Source organism: Pseudomonas sp. AO-1 (assembly GCF_019775695.1).
GTDB classification, from domain to species: Bacteria; Pseudomonadota; Gammaproteobacteria; order Pseudomonadales; family Pseudomonadaceae; genus Aquipseudomonas; species Aquipseudomonas parakoreensis.
The window spans coordinates 4237984-4263824 of the sequence record NZ_CP079947.1; the positions used below are offsets into that span (position 1 = coordinate 4237984).

Below are 25841 nucleotides of genomic sequence, written 5' to 3' on the forward strand. Positions count from 1 at the left end.
TGGTTTGCCAGAAAAAGTCGCAGCCACTCGCCGCACGGGCGAAACGGCCAGCCGCCACACCCAAAACAACGGAAACAGCCAAATCCCAAGCATAAAAAAGCCCCGACCATCAGATCGGGGCTTTCCTGTTACCGCTCAGTCAAACATCAATAGCGCTTGATATCCGCCTGACTTTCCAACTGCTTGCGGAACGCCGCGAAATCCTGCTGACCTTCACGCGAAGCAAGGAAGCGACGGTACTGCGCCTTCTCTTCATCAGTCGGCGCTACTGCTTCATTCACACCGTCCAGGCGCACGATCATCAGGCTACCGTCCTGCAAGGTCACGCTGCTGAACGTCGGCTTGCCCTTGGCCGCCGGTTTCGGCATACGGAACAACGCCTGCAGCACAGTCGGATCAACCCCTTCCTGAGCGCGAGTGGCCGCTGTGACAACCTTCCAGTTCTGACCCTCGACAGCCTTGTCCAGCGGAGTCTTGCCATCGCGCAGACTGGCGATCAGCTGGTCAGCCTTGGTCTTGGCCGCAGCACTGGCATGCTCCTTGGTCAACTGCGCGCGAATCGCCGTGTTGACGGCTTCCAGAGGCAACTGCTCAGGCTTCAGGTGTTCCTTGGCACGCAGCACGACCACGGTTTCCGGGTCCAGCTCGATGCCGGTGCTGTTGGCATTTTCCTCCAGCACTTCCTGGCTGAATGCAGCGCTCACCACAGCACGGTTGGCCGCAATGCCTTCACCACCTTCACGGCCGAACGGCTTGGAGGTGTGCACAGTCAGTTTCAGATCTGCCGCTGGCTGGGCCAGGTCAGACGCTTCGAACGCCGAGTCTTCCAGTTGCTTGGTCGCCTCGACAAAACGCTGCTCGACCTGTTGAGTCTTCAACTCGCGGGTCAGCTTGTCTTTCAGGCTGGCAAGGGTCGGAACTTCCGGCGCTTCAACACCCAGCAGCTTGATCAGGTGGTAACCGAAGTCGGTACGCACCGGCTCGGACACTTGATCCTTGTTCAACGCGTACAGGGCTTTTTCGAAGGCTGGGTCATAGACGCCAGGACCGGCGAAACCGAGATCACCGCCATTGTTGGCCGAACCCGGATCCTGCGAGAACTCCTTGGCCAGCGCTTCGAATTTCTCGCCCTTGGCCAGACGCGCCTGGACTTCTTCGATCTTGGCCTTGGCCTGAGCGTCAGTGGTCTTGTCGTTGACTTCGATCAGGATATGCGCGGCGCGGCGCTGTTCCGACAGGTTGGCGATCTCTTTCTGATACGCCGCCTGCAGGTCTTCGTCCTTGACCGCAACCTGGTCGAAGAACGAAGACTTCTTCAGCTCGACGTAATCGACAACCACCTGCTCGGGGGTCATGAACTCCTTGGCGTGCTCGTCGTAATAAGCCTTGACCTCATCGTCGGTCAGCTTGACCGCGGCCGGGTCGGCCTTGACGTTCAGCGAAGCGAAATCGCGGGTCTGTTTTTCCAGACGGGCGAATGCCAGCACTTCAGCGTCGGTGACGAAACCGCTGCCGGCAACACCGGCACGCAACTGACCGATCAGCATTTCCTGAGCCAGCATCTGGCGGAATTGCATGCGGGTGTAGCCCAGTTGACGAATCACCTGATCAAAGCGCTCGGAACTGAACTTGCCGTCCACCTGGAATTCAGGGGTCTGCAGGATCACCTGATCCAATGCACCTTCGGAGAAAGCGAATTTCGATTGTTCTGCGCCTTGCAGCAGCAGCTTGCGATCGATCAGACCCTTGAGGGCCGATTCGCGGAGCATTTTTTCGTCAAGCAAGGAAGCATCGAAATCCTTGCCCAGCTGTTGCATCAGCTGACGGCGTTGCATGTCAACGGCCTGGCTCAGCTCGTTCTGGCTGATTTCTTCACCATTGACCTTGGCCGCATCGTTGGTGTGCGTCGTGGCCTTGAAAATAGCGTCGAAACCGGTCAGAGCCATCAGTGCAACGATGACCCCGATAATGGTCTTGGCAATCCAGCCTTGTGAATTGTCCCTGATATTCTGCAGCATGCGTCCCCCAGAAACGGTTGAACTTCAAAAATTTGGCAACCGTGGAGCGTGGGTAGAATCCGGATAGAAGAAAGGCGCATCCGAGGATGCGCCTTCTCGTAACTGGCGGAGCGGACAGGGCTCGAACCCTCGATCCCGGCGTTACAGGCAGCTGTTCCAGCGACCTGCTCTACCGCTCCGCTGCCAAGTCAGGCATGACCCCGACCCGGATGGGTAAAAACCTGAAACAAACTAACTTAGTTGACAGCTTCTTTCAGTGCTTTACCGGCTTTGAAACCTGGCTTTTTAGCAGCTGCGATTTGCAGCGTCTTGCCGGTCTGTGGGTTACGACCAACGCGAGCTGGACGATCAGTCACGGAGAAAGTGCCGAAACCAACCAGAACAACAGAGTCGCCGGCCTTCAGAGCGCCAGTGACGGATTCGATAACAGCGTCCAGCGCACGGCCAGCAGCAGCTTTCGGGATATCAGCGGATGCAGCGATAGCATCAATCAGTTCCGACTTGTTCACTCTAAGTCCCCTTATATCTATTTTGAGATGATTCTAAGTTTTTTGGTGAAAGCAAAAACGAGTGCTGAATGGCCTACAGACACTTAAGAGCCGCTTTATAACAAGGGCTCTAAAAAGCTGTCAAGGAAGCCCCCCAGGCAAAAACGTATTAATGCGTGCTAATTCTTTCCTTTGAATCAGACTCACGTTTTTCGTCCTTGGAAACTATCTCCGGAGCCACATCCGGCAAGGGCTCCGGCGCGTATTGCAGCGCAATTTGCAGGACCTCGTCAATCCATTTAACCGGTTTAATCTGCAGATCCTGCTTGATATTGTCAGGAATCTCCTTCAGATCGCGCACGTTCTCTTCCGGAATAATCACAATCTTGATTCCACCGCGGTGGGCGGCGAGCAGTTTTTCCTTCAGACCACCGATTGCCAGCACTTGACCACGCAAGGTGATTTCACCCGTCATGGCGACATCGGCGCGCACCGGAATCCCGGTCAATGCCGATACCAATGCCGTGCACATGCCTACACCGGCGCTTGGACCGTCTTTCGGCGTCGCGCCTTCCGGCATGTGAATGTGGGTGTCGCGCTTCTCGTGGAAGTCCAGCGGAATGCCCAGGCTCTTGGCACGGCTGCGCACAACGGTCAGGGCTGCAGTGATCGATTCGACCATTACATCGCCCAACGAACCGGTCTTGATCAGTTGACCTTTGCCCGGTACCACAGCCGCTTCGATGGTCAGCAATTCGCCGCCCACCTGCGTCCACGCCAGGCCAGTCACCTGACCGATCTGATCCTGCTGCTCAGCCAGACCGTAGCGGAATTTACGCACACCGAGGAAGTGTTCGAGCAGGTCAGCTGTCACTTTTACCGAGAAGCGTTTTTCCAGCGCATGTTCTTTCACAGCCTTGCGGCAGACCTTGGCGATCTGACGTTCGAGGCCACGCACACCGGCTTCACGGGTGTAGTAACGGATGATGTCGCGGATCGCTTCCTCGTCGAATTCCAGCTCGCCCTTCTTCAGACCATTAGCGGCAATCTGCTTGGGCGACAGGTACTTGACGGCGATGTTGATCTTTTCGTCTTCGGTGTAACCCGGCAGACGAATGACTTCCATCCGGTCCAGCAGTGCTGGCGGGATGTTCATCGAGTTCGAGGTGCACAGGAACATCACATCGGACAAGTCGTAATCGACTTCCAGATAGTGATCGTTGAAGTTGTGGTTCTGCTCCGGATCGAGCACTTCCAGCAACGCCGACGCCGGGTCGCCGCGCATGTCGCTGCCCATTTTGTCGATTTCATCGAGCAGGAACAGCGGGTTGCGCACGCCCACTTTTGTCATCTTTTGAATCAATCTTCCTGGCATCGAACCGATGTAAGTCCGGCGGTGACCACGAATTTCCGCCTCGTCACGCACGCCACCCAAGGCCATGCGCACGAATTTGCGGTTGGTGGCGTGAGCAATCGACTCCGCCAGCGAAGTTTTACCCACGCCAGGCGGACCGACCAGGCACAACACCGGACCACGGATCTTCTTCACACGTTTTTGCACGGCGAGGTATTCAAGGATGCGTTCCTTGACCTCTTCAAGGCCGTAATGATCAGCATCGAGAATGTCTTCCGCACGCGCCAGGTCCAGACGTACCTTGCTCTGCGCCTTCCACGGCACCTGCACCAGCCAGTCGATGTAGGAGCGCACCACGGTGGCTTCAGCGGACATCGGCGACATTTGCTTGAGCTTGTTCAGCTCGGCGGTAGCCTTGGCCAGGGCATCTTTCGGCAGGCCGGCCGCATCGATGCGCTTTTTCAGCTCTTCGATTTCGTTGTGACCTTCGTCACCGTCACCCAGCTCTTTCTGAATGGCCTTCATCTGCTCATTCAGGTAGTACTCGCGCTGACTGCGTTCCATTTGTTTTTTGACGCGGCCGCGAATGCGTTTTTCGACTTGCAGCAGATCGATCTCGGCATCCAGCAAGGCGAGCACGTGCTCGACGCGGGCCGACAAATCGATGATTTCGAGGATTTCCTGCTTCTGCTCGATTTTCAGCGCCATGTGCGCGGCCATGGTGTCAACCAGGCGGCCAGGCTCATCAATGCTGTTGAGCGACGACAGGACTTCAGCCGGGACTTTCTTGCCCAACTGCACATATTGTTCGAACTGCGACAGCAGGCTGCGCACGAAAACTTCCGATTCGCGCTCGGCAGCATCGACTTCGTCGATCAGCGAGACTTCGGCGCGGCAATGCCCGTCGACTTCGCTGAAGCGCTCTACAGCGCCGCGCTGCTCACCTTCGACCAGAACCTTGACGGTGCCGTCTGGCAGCTTCAGCAGCTGCAGCACCGTCGCAATCGTACCTACGCGATAGAGAGCGTCTTCACCGGGATCATCGTCAGCCGGGTTTCTCTGGGCCAGCAGCAGGATCTGCTTGTCGCCCGTCATCGCGGCCTCGAGGGCTTCGATGGATTTCTCGCGCCCCACGAACAGCGGGATAACCATGTGCGGATAAACCACGACATCACGCAATGGCAGGAGAGGCAATTCGATGGTTGTCTTCATGATTTCGCCTCTACGGCGGCCATATGGCCGTAATCAGATGGAATTAAGCTTGAAACCAAGATGGGGGCTGCCTTGAAAAAAAACAAGCGCAAAGCGGATGTAAAAAACGACATAAAAAAAAAGAGGCCCGAAGGCCCCTTCTTTGTTCCGGCAGTGTGGACACTTACGCGTCCGGCGCTGCCTTGGCCGTCGGCTCACTGTTTTCGTAGATATACAGTGGCTTGGACTTGCCTTCAATCACGCTTTCATCGATGACGACTTTGCTCACTTCAGACTGCGAAGGGATTTCGTACATCGTGTCGAGCAGCACACCTTCAAGAATCGACCGCAGGCCACGGGCACCGGTTTTACGCTCCAGAGCTCGCTTGGCAACCGATTTCAGTGCGTCGGTCCGGAATTCCAGATCCACGCCTTCCATCTCGAACAGCTTGGCATACTGCTTGGTCAGCGCATTTTTCGGCTCGGTGAGGATCTGCATCAGCGCAGCCTCGTCGAGCTCGTCCAGCGTCGCCAGAACCGGCAAACGACCGACGAACTCCGGGATCAGACCGAACTTGACCAGATCGTCAGGTTCGACTTCACGCAGGGATTCACCGACTTTCTTGCCTTCTTCCTTGCTGCGCACTTCTGCGTTGAACCCGATACCGCCCTTGGTGGAACGGTTTTGAATAACCTTTTCCAGACCGGAGAACGCACCACCGCAGATGAACAGGATGTTACGAGTGTCGACCTGCAGGAATTCCTGCTGCGGATGCTTGCGGCCACCTTGCGGCGGGACGGAAGCGACCGTGCCTTCGATCAACTTGAGCAAGGCCTGTTGCACGCCCTCACCGGAAACATCGCGGGTGATCGACGGGTTGTCGGACTTGCGGGAAATCTTGTCGATTTCGTCGATGTAGACAATGCCCATCTGGGCCTTTTCCACGTCGTAATCGCACTTTTGCAGCAGTTTCTGAATGATGTTCTCGACATCTTCACCTACGTAGCCAGCCTCGGTGAGGGTGGTGGCGTCGGCGATGGTGAACGGAACGTTCAGCAGGCGGGCCAGGGTTTCGGCCAGCAGGGTTTTACCGGAGCCTGTCGGGCCGATCAGCAGGATGTTGCTCTTGCCGAGTTCGACGTCGTCAGCCTTCTTGTCACGCTGGTTCAGACGCTTGTAGTGGTTGTACACCGCTACGGCCAGAACCTTTTTCGCACGCTCCTGACCGATTACATACTGGTCAAGGATGCCGCTGATTTCTTTAGGCGAAGGCAATTTATGCGCGCTGCTTTCGGCCTGTGCTTCCTGCACCTCCTCGCGGATGATGTCATTGCACAAGTCGACGCACTCGTCGCAGATAAAGACCGAGGGGCCGGCAATCAATTTGCGTACTTCATGCTGGCTTTTGCCACAGAAGGAGCAATAGAGCAGCTTGCCGTTGTCCTCGCCGTTGCGGGTGTCAGTCATTCGTTCGATCCAAATCCGATAGGCTTGCAACACAAGATGAAGGCTATTGCGGGCTTTTTCAAGCCCGCTGGTGGTCGGACCTGCCGACCCACCTTATTTTGAGCTGCTTATTTTACGCAGGACGCTGGTTGATGACTTCGTCGATCAGACCGTATTCCTTCGCAGCTTCTGCACTCATGAAGTTGTCGCGGTTGGTATCACGCTCGATTTCTTCAAGCGTACGACCGCTGTGCTTGGCCATCAGCGTGTTCAGACGCTCGCGGATGAAGAGGATTTCCTTGGCATGGATTTCGATATCCGAGGCCTGGCCCTGGAAACCGCCCAGCGGCTGGTGAATCATCACACGCGAGTTCGGCAGGCAGAAACGCTTGCCTGGAGCACCGGCCGTCAGCAGGAATGCACCCATGCTGCACGCCTGACCAATGCACGTCGTCGATACGTTTGGCTTGATGAACTGCATGGTGTCGTAGATCGACATGCCCGCTGTCACCGAACCGCCCGGGGAGTTGATATAGAGATGGATGTCCTTGTCCGGGTTTTCCGCTTCAAGGAACAGCAATTGCGCACAGATCAGGTTGGCCATGTAGTCCTCTACAGGACCCACCAGAAAGATTACGCGCTCCTTCAGAAGGCGCGAGTAGATGTCATAGGCGCGCTCGCCACGAGCAGATTGCTCGACAACCATCGGGACCAGGCCGCCGGCGGCCTGGATATCAGAGTTCTGCTGAATATACGAATTACGGAACATGCTCTGCAGTCACTCCCAAATAGTTATGTCTTGAATACGCATAAGCCAGCTCGAAGGCTGGCTTATGTGTGTACTTCTTAACGCAAAAACAATCAGTCGGCTTTTGGAGCTTCTACCGGCTTGACCGCTTCTTCGTAAGAGACCGATTTGTCGGTCACGCTAGCTTTCTGCAGAACAGTATCCACAACTTGTTCTTCCAGCACAACCGAACGGACTTCGTTCAGTTGCTGCTCGTTCTTGTAGTACCAGGACACGACCTGCTCAGGCTCTTGATAAGCCGAAGCCATTTCCTGAATCATTTCACGAACGCGGGCTTCGTCAGGCTTCAGGTCGAATTGCTTGACCACTTCAGCGACGATCAGACCCAGCACTACACGGCGCTTGGCTTGCTCTTCGAACAGCTCGGCCGGCAGTTGATCAGGCTTGATGTTGCCGCCGAACTGCTGAACAGCCTGCACGCGCAGACGGTCAACTTCGTTGGACAGCAAAGCCTTTGGCACTTCGATCGGGTTGGTGGCCAGCAGACCGTCCATGACCTGATTTTTTACCTTGGACTTGATGGCCTGACGCAGCTCACGCTCCATGTTCTTGCGAACTTCGGTGCGGAAACCGTCGATGCCGCTTTCCTTGATGCCGAATTGAGCGAAGAACTCTTCGTTCAGCTCTGGCAGCTTCGGCTCGGACACGGTGTTTACAGTCACGGTGAACTCGGCGGTTTTGCCGGCCAGGTCCAGGTTCTGATAGTCCTCAGGGAAGGTCAGGTTCAGAACGCGCTCTTCGCCCGCCTTGGCGCCAACCAGGCCTTCTTCGAAGCCCGGAATCATGCGACCGGAACCCAGCACCAGCTGAGTACCCTTGGCGGAGCCGCCGGCGAATGCTTCGCCGTCAACCTTGCCGACGAAATCGATGTTCAGCTGGTCTTCGTTCTGGGCAGCGCGGTCGGCCACTTCAAAACGGGTGTTCTGCTTGCGCAGGATGTCCAGCATCTTGTCCAGATCAGCGTCAGCCACGTCAGCGCTCAGGCGCTCGACAGTGATGCCGTCGAAACCGGCAACAGTGAACTCAGGGAACACTTCGAATACGGCAACGTATTCCAGGTCCTTGCCAGCTTCCAGCGACTTCGGCTCGATCGAAGGCGAACCGGCAGGGTTCAGCTTCTGCTCAACCACGGCTTCATAGAAGGAGGACTGGATGACATCACCAACAGCTTCCTGACGAGCGTCAGCACCGAAACGGCGCTTGATTTCGCTCATTGGCACTTTGCCTGGACGGAAGCCAGCAATCTTGGCCTTTTGGGCAGTCTGCTGCAGACGCTTGTTGACCTGGCTCTCAATGCGCTCAGCCGGCACGGTGACGCTCATGCGGCGCTCAAGAGCAGTAGTATTTTCAACAGAAACTTGCATGGATATTCCTCGTTGCACAGACGTTAGCCGGCCGTTTCCGACCCCAGAATCAAGGGCATGCATTCTAGTGGGTCAAACTCAAGAAGTCACCCTACTGAAAACGGGTAAAAAAACAGCAGGCCATTTATAGGTGTGAATGCAGCAATGCATTCCACCCCGAAGACGAATAAAGACCATCACGCCAGGGCTCTGCTTCAACCGCTTCTATATATAGAAGAGACTGCGAGCCATCTCCCTGACGGCCGATCCAGCGAACATGGCCGGTGGTCGACACGCAGGCTGCAAGCCCGTAAACACGACGAAACGCCCTGCCCTTCGACCTGAAACCCAGCACAACAAACCACAAACCGTAAAACAAAAAAGGCGCCAGACTGTTAAATCTGGCGCCTTTCGAAATATGGGGTGGACGATGGGGATCGAACCCACGACAACGGGAGTCACAATCCCGTGCTCTACCAACTGAGCTACGCCCACCATATTGCGTCACAAAAAAGCCATTCAACTTCTTTGCTGAACTTCATCAGGCCTGCGGCAAGAATGAAGCTTTAATTGGTGCGGATGAAGAGACTCGAACTCTTACGCCTCGCGGCGCTGGAACCTAAATCCAGTGTGTCTACCAATTCCACCACATCCGCAGATGAAGCTTTTAAAGCAAAGGCGCCAGACTGTTACATCTGGCGCCTTTCGAAATATGGGGTGGACGATGGGGATCGAACCCACGACAACGGGAGTCACAATCCCGTGCTCTACCAACTGAGCTACGCCCACCATATCGCGCTACTTGTGCCAAAGCTGCCTAATGGCGCACCCGGCAGGACTCGAACCTGCGACCATCCGCTTAGAAGGCGGATGCTCTATCCAGCTGAGCTACGGGCGCCTTATTAATCTGTACTCTTGGAGGACTACAAACTAAATGCTTTCCAGCTTCGCAGAACGCTAATTCCGCTCAACCTTCTTAACCAGTGCTAGGCTGTGCCCGACAAGTGCGACGAATAGTATAGAGCGCTCCCAAGGTCGTCAAATCCTTTTTGAAAAAAATTCATTTAATTAAAGGAGTTAGGGGAATTTGCTGACCAAGCGCCTTTGCCCTCACCGTCTGACATGCGAGAATGCGTTCTCTTTTTTTCCCCTCTCGATGGTTAATCACGCGCAATGACTGCACAACTAATCGACGGCAAATCGATCGCCGCCAGCCTGCGCCAGCAGATCGCCCAACGAGTTGCCGAGCGTCGCCAGCAAGGCCTGCGCACTCCCGGCCTCGCGGTGATCCTGGTCGGCAGCGATCCTGCCTCTCAGGTTTATGTCTCGCACAAGCGTAAAGACTGTGAAGAGGTCGGCTTCCTCTCCCAAGCCTACGACCTGCCCTCCGACACCACTCAAGAAGCACTGACCGATCTGATCGATCGCCTCAACGACGACCCGGCCATTGACGGCGTGCTGCTGCAACTGCCCCTGCCCGAGCATCTGGACGCGTCCAAATTGCTGGAGCGCATCCGCCCGGACAAAGACGTCGATGGCTTTCATCCTTATAACGTCGGCCGCCTGGCCCAGCGCATCCCGCTGCTGCGTCCGTGCACTCCGAAAGGCATCATGACCTTGCTGGAAAGCACGGGTGTGGACCTTTATGGCCTGGACGCGGTAGTGGTGGGTGCCTCCAACATCGTCGGGCGCCCGATGGCAATGGAACTGCTGCTGGCCGGTTGCACCGTGACCGTCACCCACCGCTTCACCAAGGACCTGGCCGGCCACGTCGGTCGCGCCGATCTGGTGGTGGTCGCCGCCGGCAAGCCGGGCCTGGTCAAGGGCGAGTGGATCAAGGAAGGCGCGATCGTGATCGACGTCGGCATCAACCGTCAGGACGATGGCAAGCTGGTCGGTGACGTGGTGTACGAAACCGCTCTGCCCCGCGCTGGCTGGATCACTCCGGTGCCAGGTGGTGTTGGCCCGATGACCCGCGCCTGCCTGCTGGAAAACACCCTCTACGCGGCAGAAACTCTGCACGCCTGAGAGGCTTTTCCGCAATAAAAGAACCCCGCCTTTGTGCGGGGTTTTTTGTATCTGAGAAAAAACACTAACCGTTCGCCGGAAACCCCTCTTTTTACAGGCCTTTTCACGAGATTTTCAGGTCATTCAAACAACCATCGACAGATCTTCAGCCATACTCCTAGAATGCGACGCTTTGAAGAAATAACCCGTTACAAACTAACGGAATATCCAACCTTTATGAGTTCGCCCGCGTGAAAATTCGTCTTTCGATCCTGAGCCTGGTTTTTGCTTTTTCAGGCACATTCGTCACGCCAACCGTCAACGCCGCTGAAACCACTGCTGCGCCACGCGATGCTTCGCAACTGAAGATCGCCTCAGGCAGCGCCCTGCTCATGGATTTGCAGACCAATAAAGTCATCTATTCGAGCAACCCGGATGTGATCGTACCCATCGCTTCGGTCAGTAAGCTGATGACCGGGCTGGTGGTCGTTGAAGCGCACCAGAACATGGACGAATGGATCGACGTCGACATCAGCCACACGCCGGAAATGAAAGGCGTGTTCTCCCGAGTCAAGCTGAAGAGCGAACTGCCGCGCCGGGAAATGTTGCTGATTGCCCTGATGTCCTCGGAAAACCGTGCAGCCGCCAGCCTTGCGCATCACTACCCGGGCGGTTATGCAGCCTTCATCGCGGCGATGAATGCCAAGGCCAAGGCACTGGGCATGACCAACACCCACTATGTCGAACCGACCGGCTTGTCGGAACGTAACGTTTCTACCGCCCGCGATCTGAGCAAACTGTTGGTGGCCGCGAGCAAGCACCCGATCCTCACTGAACTGACGACCACCAAGGAAAAAACGGTGTCATTCCGCAAACCCAACTACACCCTGGGTTTCCGCAACACCGATCACTTGGTGAACAAGGCCGACTGGGACATCAAAATCACTAAAACCGGCTTCACCAACCCGGCGGGTCATTGCCTGGTGCTGGTGACGCGGATGAGCAACCGCCCGGTTGCCCTGGTGATTCTCGATGCGTTCGGCAAATACACGCACTTCGCCGATGCCAGCCGTATCCGCAGCTGGATGGAAACCGGTCGCAGCACCAACGTTCCGGCAGTGGCCCAACAATACAAGGCCGAGAAAAACCTCAAGGCGCGCCAGAGCGGCGTGGTCGAAGCCTCCAAGTAACCGGAAAGACCAACTGTGGCGAGGGAGCTTGCTCCCGCTGGGGCGCGTAGCGGACCTTCTTTTTTAACAAGAAAAGGCCTGCTGCGCAGTCCAGCGGGAGCAAGCTCCCTCGCCACAGAGTTATTCAGCCAGTGGTTAAATACCCGTTATTCAATCATTGGGTAACGGCATTTTGTCGTCGTCCGGAATGCCATCGCCAGCGCTCGGATCTGGCGTCAGCACATTAGGCCGGGCCAATGGATCACGCAGCGGGCTGTCCGGATCCAGCACGGGATCCACGTCATCCTCCGGCGTAGTCGGTACGCTGTCCGGTTTTTTATCGTCAAAGCTGGAATCGGTACTCATACGCACCTCCCTTAGGGTTTCAGGTCAGCCAACGGATCGTAAGGCTTGGCCGGACGCTTGCTGTCTTCGCCGGTTTCCACGTCCTTCGGCGCCTTGGCAGGGCCGACCGGATCAACCTGCGGATCGTCGAGATCCGGTGAATCCGGATCGAAACCCAGATCATGACCGGACGAATGCTCGCTTGAGTGTGGGCCTTTCGGGGATGGGGAATCTGCCATGCTCGCCTCCTGATTCACCCGCACATTCGGGCTCTATCGTTAAGAGGCGTGCCGGGCGTGAGGGTGCCCGGCAAATGACGAACGGAGGTTTAATGTGCAGCCAGAGCCTTTTTGGCTTGCTCCGCTTCACGTTCCTGCCCGGCCTGCGCCAACTCATCCGCCGCCTTTAGCCAGCGCTGACGATCAACCTCGGCGGGGATCTGCGAGGGCTTTTGGATCAGCACGGCCCAACCGCCCGACTTTTCGAACGCCGACTCGAAGGAACTGAAACTCATCAGTTCGCGGCGATTCATTCCGGCGCGCAACAGTACTTTCTGTTTCAAGCGGTCGTAACCGGAAAGAATGGCGTAACGCGGTTCAGCCCAGAACGCCGAGCCTTCGCTAAAGCGCACCATCACCGGATATCCGGCCGCGACCTGGGTGAGCAAGGCTGGCAGGTTCTTGTCCAGCGGATAGACCACCATGCCGTAATCGCGGGCCAGGTTTTGCAGATTCTGCTGCAACTGATCCTGTGCACCCGGCAGCTGCAACGGTTTTTCCAGCAGCCCCGGCGTGATCATGATGCCCTGCTGCGACAACAGGCTGGCCAGCACTTGCGGACCACTCTGATTGGCTTCACCGCGATAGAACGTACCGCTGAGTTCGACCCGCTCCGGCAGGCGCTTGACCTGCGGCGCGACAGCGCCCGCACACCCCGCCAATACAGCCGCGCAACCGGCCACCAGCAACGCCCCTCGCAATCGAGTCAATACCTGCACCATTGTCACTCTCTGATCAGACGCCGGTCATCGTGTTCCGGCAACGCCTGCGATCATAGGGCGACGCACGGCTGCGGTATAGCCTTAAACCGCAGACCGATCGATTGCATAGAGCGAACTGATTGGTCATCACCGACCTTTGGTCAATAGTCTGAAACACCCCATTGTCTAGACTGTCACTGAAACAGAGCGAATTGAAAAAGTGTGTGCCCGACGCAGGGCAAAGAGGAGGCACCGATGAGCCTGACCATGACCATCGTAATGTTGATAGCCGGCTGGCTGGCCGTTGCCAGCGCCATGCTGTGGGGCGTGCTGCGCATTGCGCGACGCCATCATCATCCAGTCGATTCGACCCCGAATCACAAGCCAGAAAAGCACCACCACGCGACTGCGCACTGACAGGTCAGTTGATATAAAACCTCTGCAGGAGCTGCCGAAGGCTGCGATCTTTTGATCTTGCTCTAAAAAATCAAAAGATCGCAGCCTTCGGCAGCTCCTGCATAAGGCACAAGCCGTACGGCATGAGGCATAAGCAAAAAGGCCGGCTGAACTCGACGAGTCCAGCCGGCCTTTGGTTTGCTGCAGATTAAGCCTGCTGAGCCAGCTTCTTCTGCTTCGCCCGGCGCGACATCATGTTCAGCACTTCAATCGCTGCCGAGAAGGCCATGGCCGCGTACACATAACCTTTCGGTACATGGGCACCGAAGCCTTCGGCGATCAGCGTCATGCCGATCATGATCAGGAAGCCCAGGGCCAGCATCACCACTGTCGGGTTGTCGTTGATGAACTTGGCCAGCGGCTCAGCTGCGAACAGCATCACCATCACCGACACCACCACCGCGATCACCATGATCGGCAAGTGTTCAGTCATGCCCACCGCAGTAATGATGCTGTCGATGGAGAACACCATGTCCAGCATCAGGATCTGACCGATTGCGGCAGCGAAGCCCAGGGTCACGGTCGAAGTTGCCGTTTTCGGATCTTCCGGGGCCGGGTCCATGCTGTGATGGATCTCGGTCGTGGCTTTCCACACCAGGAACAGACCACCGGCAATCAGGATCATGTCTTTCCAGGAGAACGCCTGGCCCATGATTTCGATTACAGGTTCGGTCAACTGCACGATGAAAGCGATGGTGCTCAACAGGGCCAGACGCAGGATCAGCGCCATGCCGATACCGATGCGGCGCGCCTTCTGCCGATGCTGCACAGGCAACTTGTTGGTCAGGATCGAAATAAAGATCAGGTTATCGATGCCGAGCACGATTTCCATCACCACCAGTGTGGCCAAAGCAACCCAGGCGGCGGGGCTGGCGGCGAGTTCTAAGAGATATTCCATGGGTCAGTCCTGACTCTTGTATGACGGTTTTAGATGGTCTTGGAGGAAGATTCGGATTTTTCCGCATCTTTTTCCGGCGCTTCTTTTTTCTCGATCAAGCCGCCGGTGGCGTCGCTGAGCGCTTGTTCAGCAGCTTTGTGCGTATCGTCGATCGCCTGTTTGGCGCTTTCGGCAGCCTTGCCCATCAACTGCTGGGCACTTTTCTCGGCCTGATCGCAACCGGCCATGAGCAGTAAAGACGTAAACATCAATGCAGGGATTGTGTATTTCATGAGACTTCCTTCGAATGAACAGACAGGGTCACAGACCACCCGTCGATGGCTGGGCATTCTAGGGAGACAAACACTTCAGGAAAATTCGTATTTTTAGCGGCTATACTTCGGCTTTAACGAACTATGACCATCAGTGCAGGAGCTGCCGAAGGCTGCGATCTTTTGATTTTTTTTAGCAAGATCAAAAGATCGCAGCCTGCGGCAGCTCCTACAGGAGGGGGAACCTTAGAGTGCTCAATTACCGACAACTGCATTACTTCTGGGTGGTCGCCAAGACCGGCAGCATCGTGCGTGCCTGCGAGCAACTCAACCTCACTCCGCAAACCATCAGCGGGCAGATTTCGCTGCTCGAACAAACCTACGGCATCGAACTGTTTCAGCGGGTCGGCCGCCAGCTGGAACTGACCGAGGCCGGACGCCAAGCCCTGCCCTACGCCGAGCAGATGTTCCAGTTGGGCGGCGAACTGGAGTTGATGCTGCGTGCCCAGCCCAACGAACAGCAGATCCTGTTTCGCGTCGGCGTGGCCGACGTGGTGCCCAAGTCCATCGTCTATCGGCTGATCGCGCCGACCATGGAGTTGCACGAACCGCTGCGCATCACCTGCCGCGAAGACAAACTCGAACGCCTGTTGGCGGACCTGGCCATCCAGCGTCTGGACCTGGTGATTTCCGACAGCCCGATGCCGTCGCACCTCGACATCAAGGGCTACAGCCAGAAACTCGGCGAATGCGGGATCAGTTTTTTCGCCACCGCGCAATTGGCGGCGCAATACGGGCAGGACTTTCCGCGCAGCCTCAACGGCGCACCGCTGCTGATTCCCGGCGCGGAAACCGTGGTGCGCAGCCGTTTGCAGCGCTGGTTTGCCGAACAGCAGATCCAGCCGCAAATCGTTGGGGAATTCGATGACAGCGCCCTGATGCAGGCCTTCGGCCAATCGGGCAGCGGGATTTTCATCGGTCCGAGCGTGATTGCCGATGAAGTCAAACGCCAGTACGGCGTCGAAGTGATTGGCCAGACCGACGCGGTGACCGAGTCGTTCTACGCCATTTCCGTGGAACGCAAGGTCAAGCACCCCGGCATCGTGGCGATTACCGAAGGTGCCCGACGCGAGCTGTTTACCGCGTTATGAGGTCTGGGCGCAGTCTTCGCGCGGCTTGAGCGTCATCAAGACCATGGCGAGGAATACCGACAACAGAATGAATCCGGCAGCGGCGAAGCCGAGAAAGCTCAGGCCAGCGCTGTCGATCACCCGCCCGCCGATCATCGCGCCCAGGCCGATACCGAGGTTGGCGCCGGCGATGTTCAGCGACGCGGCAAACGCGGGCGCTTGCGGCGCGGCTTTCATCAGGCGCACATGGCTGACCAGAAACAGCGCCGCCTGAGTGATTCCCCAGATGCCCATGGCCACCGCCAGGCCCAGCGTCGAGTGGATATTCGGCACCAGCGAGACCATGCCGGCAATCATGAACGCGCAGAACAGCACGGACGCCCCCAACGGATGACGATCCACTGCACGCCCGCCCAGCGAATTGCCGATCAGCCCGACCGCACCGAAGCCCATCAGGCACCAGCCAACCACGGTGCCGTTAAAACCCGCCAGACGCTCGAGGATGTCGGCCAGATAGGTGTAGGCGGTGAACATGCCGCTGAATACCAGGATCGACAACAGCACATGGCCGAGCATCAGCGGGCTGCGCAGGATCTTGAACTGCGAGCTGAAGCTGACCTGGTGCTGATGCAGACTGGTTTTCGGCAGGTAAACAAACAGCAGCAAGGCCTTGGCAAAAGCGATCACCGCCAGAATCGCGAATGCACTGCGCCAGCCGAACGCATCGGAAATCAACGTGCCCACCGGGATGCCGAATACCGTGGCGCAGACGATGCCGAAGCCGATCTTGGCAATCGCACGGCCGGCGTAATCCGGGCCGACGATGTCCACCGCTGTCTCGCTGGCCAAGGCCCAGAACACCGGCAGGCCGAGGGCCGGGATCAAGCGCGCAATGGCCATGACCCAGATGTTCGGCGCCAGCGCGGCAACGGTGTTGGCCAGGCCGAACATGATCAGGATGGTGATGAACAACTTGCGCCGCTCGAAGCGGGCGAAATAGGCGGTCAAAAACGGGCCGAACATCGCCACCGTGAAAGCGAACAGAGTCACCAGCAGACCCGCCTGCGGAATGGTTACCGCCAGGTCTCGGGCAATGGCCGGCAACAGGCCGACGATGACGAATTCCGTGGTCAGCACCGTGAATCCGGCGGCGGACAACAGAAGAATGGGCAACAGCATGAGCAACTCCAGCAAAACGACGACACCAGCGATGACCAAGAGGCCCGCTGGCAGACTATGAAAATGAGGATGGCGAATCTTAACAGAGTGTTTCAGCAGTGACTTGCATAAACCTGCCGACTTGCCGATCAATCCGGTGGCAGATCGTCACAGGCCTGAAGGATAACGCCTACGCTGTGATAAAGTCCGCGCCCTGAAAAACGTACACCCTGTTCAGCGCCCCGTTTAACAGCGTTGATCGCGCGTCAGCCCTTTCGGTTCGTGCCGGTGACCTGCCCCCTTGATGTACCACCGGTTTCACGCAACCTTGCACCCTATAAAAAACCAGAGATGCCGTTATGACCGCTTCATCCCCTTCTCTATTGCAACGCCTGAAAAACCTCAGTCTGGTCACGCAGATCCTGATCGGCCTGCTCGCCGGTATCGCTCTGGCGTTGTTCGCCCCGGAAGCGGCAAAAGGCTCGGCGTTCATCGGCAAAGTATTTGTCTCGGCGCTGAAAGCCGTGGCGCCGATTCTGGTGTTCGTGCTGGTGATGGCATCGATTGCCAACCACAAGCACGGTCAGGAAACCCACATCAGACCCATCCTGTTCCTGTACCTGCTCGGCACTTTCGCTGCAGCCGTGGTCGCGGTGGTGGCCAGCATGGCGTTTCCCTCGCATCTGGTGCTGTCCACCGACAACGTGTCAGTCACCGCGCCGGGCGGCATTGCCGAAGTGCTGCAAAGCCTGCTGTTGAGCGTGGTCGACAACCCGGTCAGCGCGCTGATGAATGCCAACTTCATCGGCATTCTGGCCTGGGCGATCGGCATGGGCGTCGCGATTCGCCACGCCGGCGACACCACACGCGAGGTGCTGGGCGACCTGTCCAACGGCGTGACCGTGATCGTGCGCGTAGTGATTCGTTTCGCCCCACTGGGCATTTTCGGTCTGGTGGCGTCTACCCTCGCCACCTCGGGCTTCGGCGCGTTGATCGGTTATGCGCACCTGCTGGCCGTGCTGCTGGGCTGCATGCTGTTTGTCGCGCTGGTGATGAACCCGCTGATTGTGTTCTGGAAGCTGCGCCGCAACCCGTACCCGCTGACCCTCAAGTGCCTGCGCGAAAGCGGCATCACCGCCTTCTTCACCCGCAGTTCGGCAGCGAACATTCCGGTCAACCTGGAACTGAGCAAGCGCCTGGGCCTGCATGAAGACACTTACTCGGTATCGATCCCGCTGGGTGCGACCATCAACATGGCTGGCGCAGCGATCACCATCACCGTGCTGACCCTGGCTGCCGTGCACACGCTGGGGATTGCCGTGGACATTCCGACCGCGATCCTGCTCAGCGTCGTCGCGGCGATCTGTGCCTGTGGCGCCTCGGGCGTGGCCGGTGGCTCGCTGCTGCTGATTCCGCTGGCGTGCAGCCTGTTCGGCATTCCCAGCGAGATTGCCATGCAGGTGGTGGCGGTGGGTTTCATCATTGGTGTGCTGCAGGACTCGGCGGAAACAGCGCTGAATTCGTCCACTGATGTGCTGTTTACTGCCGCGGCTTGCTTGGGTGAAGAGGCGAAAGTTCAGCGCTCAGTCTGAAGATCAAAAGATCAAAAGATCGCAGCCTGCGGCAGCTCCTACATTAGGAATGCGTTTCCCTGTAGGAGCTGCCGCAGGCTGCGATCTTTTGCTTTATCCAATAAAGAGCCCGCCAAGGTGTGAACCTTGGCGGGCTTTTTTGTAGCTGGGTGTTTTAGTACGCGCCCATGTAATCGCGTTTACCCACTTCAACACCGTTGTGGCGCAGCAGCGCGTAGGTGGTGGTGACGTGGAAGAAGAACTGCGGCAGACCGTAGCTCAGCAGGTAAGCCTGACCGCTGAAGCGCTTCTCTTTCGGCGTCCCCGGACGGGTCACGATCTCGATGCCTTCCTTGCCGTTGATCTGCTCCGGCTTGATCTCGCCGATGTAGGCCAGCACCTTGGCGATCAGCGCCTGCAGTTCGGCGAACGTGGTTTCAGTGTCGTCATACTTCGGGATTTCGACTTCGGCCAGACGCGAGGAAACGCCCTTGGCGAAGTCGACGGCGATCTGCACCTGACGCACCAGCGGGAACATGTCCGGGTACAGGCGCGCTTGCAGGAAGGCGCTCGGGTCGATGTTTTTTTCGGTGGCGTGGGCTTCAGCCTTTTTCAGGACATCGCTCAGGGCGTTGAGCATTTGTTGAAAAACCGGGACGGATGCGGCGTAAAGGGAAATGGTCATGGCAGTCTCGTGTGGTGGCTGGGTGGAACGTGGAGGCGATTATAGCCATGCTTGATGACCACACGGCTTGCCTTTTGTTAGCCAAGGATTAGGCTAGGCGCCTTCGACTGCTGAGGGAACGCGCGATGACCACCGAACTTGCAACCACCACCAACGAACCACGGCTCAACGCCACGGAAATCCGCATTCTGGGTTCGTTGATCGAAAAACAGGCCACCAGCCCGGAAACCTATCCGTTGACCCTCAATGCATTGGTGCTGGCCTGCAATCAGAAGACCAGCCGCGAGCCGGTGATGAACCTGACTCAGGGCCAGGTCGGCCAAAGTCTGCGGGCGCTGGAAAGCCACGGTTACACCAAACTGGTCATGGGCAGTCGCGCTGATCGCTGGGAGCATAAGCTCGACAAGGCGCTGGAACTGGTGCCGGCCCAAGTGATTCTCACCGGTTTGATGTTCTTGCGTGGCCCGCAGACAGTGAATGAGCTGCTGACCCGCAGCGGCCGCATGCACGATTTCGAAGATGCCGAGCAAGTGGTGCATCAGCTCGAGCGTCTGATCGCCCGTGGGCTGGCGGTGTTGATCCCGCGTCAGGCCGGGCAACGCGAAGACCGCTACACCCATGCACTGGGCGATCCGGCGGACATCGAGGCGATCCTGGCGGCGCGGCAGAATCCTGGGGAGCGCGCGACCAGCGGCGTTTCGGTCGAGCGCATCGAAGAGCTGGAAGCACGGATTGCCGCACTGGAAGAGCGCCTGGCGCGCCTCGAATAACCCGCAAAATCCTACTGTGGGAGCGAGCTTGCTCGCGAATACGGCGTGTCATTTAGCAATGATATGTATGACACATTGCATTCGCGAGCAAGCTCGCTCCCACAGGGACTGCACCAAGCCGAAGGTCTCTATTTACTCACCATCCCAATAATCCACCCCATCCGCCTGCCGCGCCACGGCGACAAAACCTGATGCATTGCCCTCGGTATCAACCTTGAAGTTGTCCATCACTGCGTATTTGTTGGAGTCCGGGTATTCGCAGATATCCGGTTGCTGCTGGGTGCTGACCGCCAGGTAACGCAGTTCCGCTTCGCTGGTATTGATGATTTGATGCGCCGTCTCCGGGCCGCCCGGCGGGCAGGCGATCACGTCGCCCGCGCGAATCGGAAAGCGTTCGGCCCCCAAGCGCACCTCGCCTTCCCCGACCACCACATAGAACATCTCTTCATTGACCCGGTGGCTGTGAAACGGACTGCCGCGCATGCCTGGCGGCAAGGCGTACAACCGATAGCCGAGTTTCTGCGCACCGAGCTGCTGGCCGATGCGCGCCATGCTTTGCTGGTAGCGACCCGCGGTTTCGCCTTCCGGGGCAAGGGCTTCAGGCAGGGGTTCGAGTTCGACCTGGTGCAGGTTGAGGATGGGCGGATGCATGGGGTGCCTCGATCAGGTTTTTATGAGGGGCAAGTCTTGGCTTGCTGAGGCCGCAGTATAGGCAACCCGATAAACCGAGTTGAATTCATCGCTGGCAAGCCGGCTCCCACAAGATTTGTGGTTGCTTACCTGGTTGTGTTGCAACCTGATACCTGTGGGAGCTGGCTTGCCAGCGATAGGGCCAACTCATTCAACACATAATCCTGAACATCAGCTGCGGGCGAAATTCACCGCCGCCGCAAACTGCTCTTCACTCGGCCGCACCCCGGTGTACAGCACAAACTGCTCCAGCGCCTGGATCGCAATCACCTCCAGTCCGGTAATCACTTTCTTGCCCTCGGCCCGGCCGCGCACGATCAGCGGCGTTTCCGACGGAATCGCCACGACATCGAACACAATCCCGGCTGCCTGGATCACTTCAGGCTCAAACGCCAGTTGCCCCGCCTCGGGCCCGCCGTCCATGCCCACCGGTGTGACGTTGATCAGCATCTGCGGACGCTCTTCACCCAATTCGGCCCGCCAGCGGTAACCCAGCGAATCCGCCAATGCCTGCCCGGCGCGCTCGTTACGCGCAACGATCAGTCCATTCTTGTAGCCACCATCACGCAGGGCGCTGGCCACGGCTTTGGCCATGCCGCCGCTACCACGCAGGGCGAACGTCGAATCTTTCGGCACTGCGTGGGTTTCCAGCAATTGCGCGATGGCGATGTAATCAGTGTTATAGGCCTTGAGGTGACCGTGGGTGTTGACGATGGTGTTGATCGACTGGATCGCCGCCGCCGACGCATCCAGCTCATCGACCAGTGCGATGCACGCTTCCTTGAACGGCATCGACACGCCGCAACCGCGAATCCCCAGCGCACGAATGCCGCCGACAGCCCCCGGCAAATCCTGACTGCTGAACGCCTTGTAATAGAAGTTCAGGCCCAACTGCTCGTACAAATGGTTATGAAACCGCAGACCGAAATTCCCCGGGCGCCCCGACAGGGACATGCACAGCTGGGTGTCTTTGTTGGGATTCATCTGCATGAAACTTCTCCTTCAAAACGGACTTTCGGATGGACGGAGTTAGCCATTCCATCGGGTTCTGGACGATCATAAGCGCCTGTCTGCAACGGACCGCGTGCCCCTTTGACCCACCGGTAAAGAAGCCGGTACAGACCTTACACAAAATTTACCCAGCGGCTGTGCTGATTTTCAGAATTTCGCTGTCATAGAAGTATCCCCGCGACAACTTTGGGCCTGGTGCAGGCCCGGACGCCGGGTCGAAGAACCGAGGAATTATCATGATTCGTAAACTCCCCATCGTGGCCTTGTTGATTGGTGCATTCGCGATCACAGGTCAGGCAGAAGCCCACGGCGGTGGCTGGCAGGGTCCGGCCGTGTTTGGTGCGATCGTCGGCTCGGCCATCATCGGCTCGGCACTGATCAACCAGGACCGGCCGGTCTACGTGCAACAGCCTGTTTACGCTCAACCGGCACCGGTTTATGTGCAACAACCGCCGCCACCGGTCTACTACCAGCCGGCGCCGGTCTATGTGCAACAACCGGTCTACGTGCCTGGCCCGGTCTACTACGGCCCACCACGCGGCTATTACGGCCGGCCACATGGCTACTACGGTGGCCCACGCTGGTAATCGCCAACAAACAGCCCTGCTTTATAGCGGGGCTTTTTTATGACCGTCGGTCGGGCAACGTCTGAAAAAATCTTGCCAAGGTCGCTGTGAGGACAGTTCCAGCGGCTAAAGTCGGCATGATGGACTTGACCGTTGGGGGCAAAACACAGAACGGTCATCGATTTGTCATGACGGAACCGCAATCTGAATCCGTCCGTAAACAACAGGTTGATAACAACAAGGACGACCCATGCCTACTCAAAATCCGCACCGCATCGTCGGCCTGTGCACTTCAAGCAAGGTGTACAGCGCGCTGACCGAACTCAAACACCTGGAAGGCCACCGCTGCGCCAAGTTCCTTTCGCTGCTGGCGGAGAACCTGGTGCACAAGGGCCTGCTCAACGAGCGCGAAGTGGTGCACATGCTCGACCAGGTTGTCGACTGAACCCGTCCTCACTGTTATCAATGACCACTATCGAAAGCGTTGATTGTCCCTGAGCACAGCGAATCCTTAAGGTAGCTCCACAGATAGATGGAGGTACTGGTCATGGCTCAGGTTCAAATCATGTCGGTCATCGGCAGCGCTGTTCCCGCATCGCTCAGAGCGTCGGGCTTGCTCGCCTGCTGGTATCTGGTGCGCGACGGTGAGCCCATCAGCGGCCCGCTGACTTCGCTCCCGGCAGCGCAGGCACTGTCGCAGAAAATCGTCAGCGCGCCGTTCCACGCTTAAGGCAACTGGACTTTCGGCTTGGTCTCGATAAACAGCGCCCAGCTCGACATGAAGAGCGCCGCGATCAGCGGCCCGATCACGAAACCGTTGAGGCCGAACACTGCGAGGCCGCCGAGGGTCGAGATCAGGATCATGTAGTCGGGCATGCGCGTGTCTTTGCCGACCAGAATCGGGCGCAGCACGTTGTCCACCAGACCGATCACAAATACCCCGAACAGCCCCAATACCACGCCCTGCCAGATCATCCCACTGAGCAGGAAGTACACCGCCACTGGCGCCCAGACGATTCCCGCGCCCACCGCCGGCAACAGCGACAGAAAGCCCATCAGCACCGCCCAGAGCAACGCGCTGGGGATGTCGAGAAACCAGAAAATCGCCCCGCCCAATGCGCCCTGAGTGACCGCCACCACCAGGTTGCCCTTCACCGTCGCCCGTACCACCCGGTTGAACTTCAACTGCAAACGGCGTTTGTGGGTCTCTTCCAGCGGCACTGCGGTGCGTACCTTGCGGACCAGTTCGGCGCCATCGCGCAGAAAGAAAAACAGCAGGTACAGCATGATGCCGAAGCTGACCACAAACTCGAATGTGCCCTGGCCGAAACTGAAGGCCTGACTGGCCAGCACCTGACTGCCCTGCATCGACGCCTTGACGATTTTCTCGCGCAGACCGTTGAGTTCGCCCATGCCGAAGCGATCGAGCAAATGCTGAAAGTAAGGGGGCAAGCTGTGTTTGAACTGTGCCAGGTAGGCACCGATGTCCAGTTGACCGCTTTCGATGTTGTTGTACACCGTCGCGCCTTCCTGAACCAACAGGATGCTGAGAATGATCACCGGAAGAATCGCGATCACCAGACAAATGCCCAGCGTGCAAAGCGCTGTCAGGTTGCGCTGCCAGCCGAATTTGAGCTGTAACTTGCGCTGCATCGGCGCAAACAGAATGCCGAGAATCACCGCCCAGAACACCGCACCGTAGAACGGCAGCAGAATCCAGATGAAGGCGACCGTCACCAACAGCAACAGCACGGTGAGGGATTTGAATTGCAGCGTTTTTTCGTTCATGTCCGATCCATGTCAGCCAGGCGTCATGCACGCCTCGAACCTTAGTCCACCGGGGCGCGCACGAGTGCCATCTTTGTTCATGGAGCATAGATCGCCTGGTAGAAGCAGCTCGCTGCACCTGATGCAGCGGGACCTTGTCATGGTGCCGGCGCGGCACAGATCAGCGGCACCCGCGCAAAGATAGATCCAGATCAATAAACCGCACTTGCCGCTGCACTACCCTGCCGCGCTTTTGCGACCGATGCCGCCATGATCCCTGACCTCCCCCTCGCCGCCCCGGAGCTGCTGGCCCCCGCCGGCACCCTGAAGAACATGCGTTATGCCTTCGCCTACGGCGCCGATGCGGTCTACGCCGGCCAGCCGCGTTACAGCCTGCGGGTGCGTAACAACGAGTTCGACCACGCCAACCTCGCCCTTGGTATTCGCGAAGCGCAGGCCCAGGGCAAGCGCTTCTACGTGGTGGTCAACATCGCCCCGCACAATGCCAAGCTGAAGACCTTCCTCAAGGACCTGGCGCCGGTGATCGAGATGGCGCCGGATGCCCTGATCATGTCCGACCCGGGCCTGATCATGCTGGTGCGCCAGCATTTTCCGCAGATGCCGATCCACCTTTCGGTGCAGGCCAACACGGTGAACTGGGCGAGCGTCAAGTTCTGGCAGCAACAAGGTCTGAGCCGGATCATCCTGTCGCGGGAATTGTCGCTGGAGGAAATCGCTGAAATCCGCGAACAGGTGCCGGGCATGGAACTGGAAGTGTTCGTCCACGGCGCGCTGTGCATGGCTTACTCCGGGCGCTGCCTGTTGTCGGGCTATATGAACAAGCGCGACGCCAACCAAGGCACCTGCACCAACGCCTGCCGCTGGAAATATTCGGCGCAGGAAGCCACGGAAAACCAGCTCGGCGAGATCGTGCAGACCTTCCAGCCCGAGCCGACCCTGGGCATTGGCGCGCCGACCGATCAGGTGTTCCTGCTGCAGGAAGCCAATCGTCCCGATGAGTTGATGCCGGCGTTTGAAGACGAGCACGGCACCTACATCATGAACGCCAAGGATCTGCGCGCGGTGCAGCACGTCGAACGCTTGACGCGCATGGGCGTGCATTCGCTGAAGATCGAGGGTCGCACCAAGTCGCACTTCTATTGCGCGCGCACCACCCAGGTCTATCGCCGGGCAATCGACGATGCCGTAGCCGGGCGCGAGTTTGATCGCAGCCTGATGACCGACCTCGAATCACTGGCCCAGCGCGGCTACACCGAAGGTTTCCTGCGCCGGCATGTGCATGACGAATACCAGAATTATCAGAACGGCAGCTCGGTGTCGGAACGTCAGCAATTCGTCGGCGAACTCACCGGCCAACGCCGTGACCGGTTGGCCGAGGTCAAGGTGAAGAACCGGTTTGCACTGGGCGACCACCTGGAACTGATGACGCCCAAGGGCAATTTCCACTTTGATCTGCACCAGTTGCAGAGTGCCAAGGGTGAAGCGATCGAGGTGGCACCGGGGGATGGGCACACGGTGTACCTGCCGATTCCGGATGCGGTGGATTTGCGCTTTGGGTTGCTGATGCGTGATGTAGCTGCCAATCCGGTATGAGGACACGCAACACCTTGTAGGCGTCACTGATCTTCAGCGACATTGCGGCCGCCATCGCTGGCAAGCCAGCTCCCACAGGGGTTGTGTTGAACACAAAATCCCATGCCACCAACAACTACTATGGG

The 25841-nt window shown here is 57.9% G+C and carries 26 protein-coding genes and 4 tRNA genes; 10 read left to right on the forward strand and 20 right to left on the reverse strand.

Going from position 1 to position 25841, the window contains the following annotated elements:
- Positions 1-146: 146 nt before the first annotated feature.
- From KVQ82_RS19375 to KVQ82_RS19420, 10 genes are all read right to left on the reverse strand, one after another.
- Positions 147-2018 (reverse strand): SurA N-terminal domain-containing protein, encoded by a 1872-nt coding sequence (locus KVQ82_RS19375; protein WP_047291588.1) that lies wholly within the window; start codon positions 2016-2018, stop codon positions 147-149.
- Positions 2019-2254: 236 nt separating this feature from the next.
- The gene (locus KVQ82_RS19380; protein WP_008077714.1) at positions 2255-2527 is read right to left on the reverse strand and encodes an HU family DNA-binding protein; all 273 of its coding nucleotides are present in this window, start codon (positions 2525-2527) and stop codon (positions 2255-2257) included.
- A 148-nt stretch (positions 2528-2675) separates the two neighbouring features.
- Positions 2676-5072: an endopeptidase La gene (gene lon / locus KVQ82_RS19385; RefSeq protein ID WP_003223634.1), complete on the reverse strand. Its 2397-nt coding sequence runs from the start codon at positions 5070-5072 to the stop codon at positions 2676-2678.
- Positions 5073-5235: 163 nt separating this feature from the next.
- Positions 5236-6519 carry an ATP-dependent Clp protease ATP-binding subunit ClpX gene (clpX, locus tag KVQ82_RS19390; RefSeq protein WP_003223632.1) on the reverse strand — a complete coding sequence of 428 codons (1284 nt, stop codon included), beginning with the start codon at positions 6517-6519 and terminating at the stop codon, positions 5236-5238.
- A 112-nt stretch (positions 6520-6631) separates the two neighbouring features.
- Positions 6632-7267 carry an ATP-dependent Clp endopeptidase proteolytic subunit ClpP gene (gene clpP, locus KVQ82_RS19395; RefSeq protein ID WP_007951559.1) on the reverse strand — a complete coding sequence of 212 codons (636 nt, stop codon included), beginning with the start codon at positions 7265-7267 and terminating at the stop codon, positions 6632-6634.
- Positions 7268-7359: 92 nt separating this feature from the next.
- Positions 7360-8670 carry a trigger factor gene (gene tig / locus KVQ82_RS19400; protein WP_025108913.1) on the reverse strand — a complete coding sequence of 437 codons (1311 nt, stop codon included), beginning with the start codon at positions 8668-8670 and terminating at the stop codon, positions 7360-7362.
- A 398-nt stretch (positions 8671-9068) separates the two neighbouring features.
- Positions 9069-9144, reverse strand: a tRNA-His gene (locus tag KVQ82_RS19405).
- A 76-nt stretch (positions 9145-9220) separates the two neighbouring features.
- Positions 9221-9305: transfer RNA gene (locus tag KVQ82_RS19410), tRNA-Leu, on the reverse strand.
- A gap of 57 nt (positions 9306-9362) precedes the next feature.
- A tRNA-His gene (locus KVQ82_RS19415) sits at positions 9363-9438 on the reverse strand.
- A 32-nt stretch (positions 9439-9470) separates the two neighbouring features.
- Positions 9471-9547: transfer RNA gene (locus tag KVQ82_RS19420), tRNA-Arg, on the reverse strand.
- Between the two features lie 275 nt (positions 9548-9822).
- Here KVQ82_RS19420 and folD point away from each other — a divergent pair.
- Both folD and pbpG read left to right on the forward strand, forming a co-directional pair.
- Positions 9823-10677, forward strand: coding sequence for a bifunctional methylenetetrahydrofolate dehydrogenase/methenyltetrahydrofolate cyclohydrolase FolD (gene folD, locus KVQ82_RS19425; protein WP_041074114.1), 855 nt, complete (start codon positions 9823-9825; stop codon positions 10675-10677).
- Positions 10678-10907: 230 nt separating this feature from the next.
- Entirely contained in the window at positions 10908-11846 is a 939-nt protein-coding gene (gene pbpG, locus KVQ82_RS19430) for a D-alanyl-D-alanine endopeptidase (protein ID WP_041074112.1), read from the forward strand.
- A 150-nt stretch (positions 11847-11996) separates the two neighbouring features.
- On the opposite strand, the gene KVQ82_RS19435 is transcribed toward pbpG, so the two are convergent.
- From KVQ82_RS19435 to KVQ82_RS19445, 3 genes are all read right to left on the reverse strand, one after another.
- Positions 11997-12191 carry a hypothetical protein gene (locus tag KVQ82_RS19435; RefSeq protein WP_047291581.1) on the reverse strand — a complete coding sequence of 65 codons (195 nt, stop codon included), beginning with the start codon at positions 12189-12191 and terminating at the stop codon, positions 11997-11999.
- 11 nt (positions 12192-12202) lie between these two features.
- A complete protein-coding gene (locus KVQ82_RS19440; RefSeq protein ID WP_041074110.1) occupies positions 12203-12409 on the reverse strand; it encodes a DUF6021 family protein in 207 nt (68 codons plus the stop codon).
- An 89-nt stretch (positions 12410-12498) separates the two neighbouring features.
- Entirely contained in the window at positions 12499-13170 is a 672-nt protein-coding gene (locus KVQ82_RS19445) for a peptidase C39 family protein (RefSeq protein ID WP_222015268.1), read from the reverse strand.
- 234 nt (positions 13171-13404) lie between these two features.
- Here KVQ82_RS19445 and KVQ82_RS19450 point away from each other — a divergent pair, with 234 nt between their 5' ends.
- Positions 13405-13566, forward strand: a complete 162-nt coding sequence (locus KVQ82_RS19450; RefSeq protein ID WP_177327930.1) for a hypothetical protein — start codon at positions 13405-13407, stop codon at positions 13564-13566.
- 187 nt (positions 13567-13753) lie between these two features.
- Here KVQ82_RS19450 and KVQ82_RS19455 read toward each other — a convergent pair whose 3' ends face one another.
- Together KVQ82_RS19455 and KVQ82_RS19460 are read right to left on the reverse strand one after the other, a co-directional pair.
- Positions 13754-14503 (reverse strand): TerC family protein, encoded by a 750-nt coding sequence (locus KVQ82_RS19455; protein WP_041074106.1) that lies wholly within the window; start codon positions 14501-14503, stop codon positions 13754-13756.
- A gap of 29 nt (positions 14504-14532) precedes the next feature.
- On the reverse strand, positions 14533-14775 hold the full coding sequence (locus KVQ82_RS19460) for a hypothetical protein (RefSeq protein ID WP_025108906.1): 243 nt from the start codon (positions 14773-14775) through the stop codon (positions 14533-14535).
- A 230-nt stretch (positions 14776-15005) separates the two neighbouring features.
- On the opposite strand from KVQ82_RS19460, the gene nhaR reads away from it, so the two are divergent.
- Positions 15006-15905 (forward strand): transcriptional activator NhaR, encoded by a 900-nt coding sequence (nhaR, locus tag KVQ82_RS19465; protein ID WP_145596531.1) that lies wholly within the window; start codon positions 15006-15008, stop codon positions 15903-15905.
- On the opposite strand, the gene KVQ82_RS19470 is transcribed toward nhaR, so the two are convergent.
- The gene (locus KVQ82_RS19470; RefSeq protein ID WP_222015270.1) at positions 15900-17063 is read right to left on the reverse strand and encodes an MFS transporter; all 1164 of its coding nucleotides are present in this window, start codon (positions 17061-17063) and stop codon (positions 15900-15902) included. The two genes, nhaR and KVQ82_RS19470, sit on opposite strands and share 6 nt — an antisense overlap.
- A gap of 338 nt (positions 17064-17401) precedes the next feature.
- On the opposite strand from KVQ82_RS19470, the gene sstT reads away from it, so the two are divergent.
- Positions 17402-18634, forward strand: a complete 1233-nt coding sequence (sstT, locus tag KVQ82_RS19475; RefSeq protein WP_222015271.1) for a serine/threonine transporter SstT — start codon at positions 17402-17404, stop codon at positions 18632-18634.
- Positions 18635-18788: 154 nt separating this feature from the next.
- On the opposite strand, the gene KVQ82_RS19480 is transcribed toward sstT, so the two are convergent.
- On the reverse strand, positions 18789-19298 hold the full coding sequence (locus KVQ82_RS19480; protein WP_222015272.1) for a DUF1993 family protein: 510 nt from the start codon (positions 19296-19298) through the stop codon (positions 18789-18791).
- A 125-nt stretch (positions 19299-19423) separates the two neighbouring features.
- On the opposite strand from KVQ82_RS19480, the gene KVQ82_RS19485 reads away from it, so the two are divergent.
- Positions 19424-20068: a YceH family protein gene (locus KVQ82_RS19485; RefSeq protein WP_041074096.1), complete on the forward strand. Its 645-nt coding sequence runs from the start codon at positions 19424-19426 to the stop codon at positions 20066-20068.
- Positions 20069-20200: 132 nt separating this feature from the next.
- On the opposite strand, the gene KVQ82_RS19490 is transcribed toward KVQ82_RS19485, so the two are convergent.
- Positions 20201-20719 (reverse strand): cupin domain-containing protein, encoded by a 519-nt coding sequence (locus KVQ82_RS19490; protein WP_222015273.1) that lies wholly within the window; start codon positions 20717-20719, stop codon positions 20201-20203.
- A 210-nt stretch (positions 20720-20929) separates the two neighbouring features.
- Positions 20930-21748: a shikimate 5-dehydrogenase gene (locus KVQ82_RS19495; RefSeq protein ID WP_222015274.1), complete on the reverse strand. Its 819-nt coding sequence runs from the start codon at positions 21746-21748 to the stop codon at positions 20930-20932.
- 257 nt (positions 21749-22005) lie between these two features.
- On the opposite strand from KVQ82_RS19495, the gene KVQ82_RS19500 reads away from it, so the two are divergent.
- The 3 genes from KVQ82_RS19500 (at position 22006) to KVQ82_RS19510 (ending at position 23065) form a co-directional block, all read left to right on the forward strand.
- Positions 22006-22356: a hypothetical protein gene (locus KVQ82_RS19500; protein WP_007965394.1), complete on the forward strand. Its 351-nt coding sequence runs from the start codon at positions 22006-22008 to the stop codon at positions 22354-22356.
- A gap of 229 nt (positions 22357-22585) precedes the next feature.
- Positions 22586-22780, forward strand: coding sequence for a hypothetical protein (locus KVQ82_RS19505; RefSeq protein WP_025108897.1), 195 nt, complete (start codon positions 22586-22588; stop codon positions 22778-22780).
- A 102-nt stretch (positions 22781-22882) separates the two neighbouring features.
- On the forward strand, positions 22883-23065 hold the full coding sequence (locus tag KVQ82_RS19510; protein ID WP_041074091.1) for a hypothetical protein: 183 nt from the start codon (positions 22883-22885) through the stop codon (positions 23063-23065).
- On the opposite strand, the gene KVQ82_RS19515 is transcribed toward KVQ82_RS19510, so the two are convergent.
- Positions 23062-24123, reverse strand: a complete 1062-nt coding sequence (locus tag KVQ82_RS19515; protein ID WP_041074089.1) for an AI-2E family transporter — start codon at positions 24121-24123, stop codon at positions 23062-23064. The two genes, KVQ82_RS19510 and KVQ82_RS19515, sit on opposite strands and share 4 nt — an antisense overlap.
- 249 nt (positions 24124-24372) lie before the next feature.
- Here KVQ82_RS19515 and yegQ point away from each other — a divergent pair, with 249 nt between their 5' ends.
- Positions 24373-25716 (forward strand): tRNA 5-hydroxyuridine modification protein YegQ, encoded by a 1344-nt coding sequence (yegQ, locus tag KVQ82_RS19520; RefSeq protein WP_222015275.1) that lies wholly within the window; start codon positions 24373-24375, stop codon positions 25714-25716.
- The last annotated feature ends 125 nt before the right edge of the window (positions 25717-25841 follow it).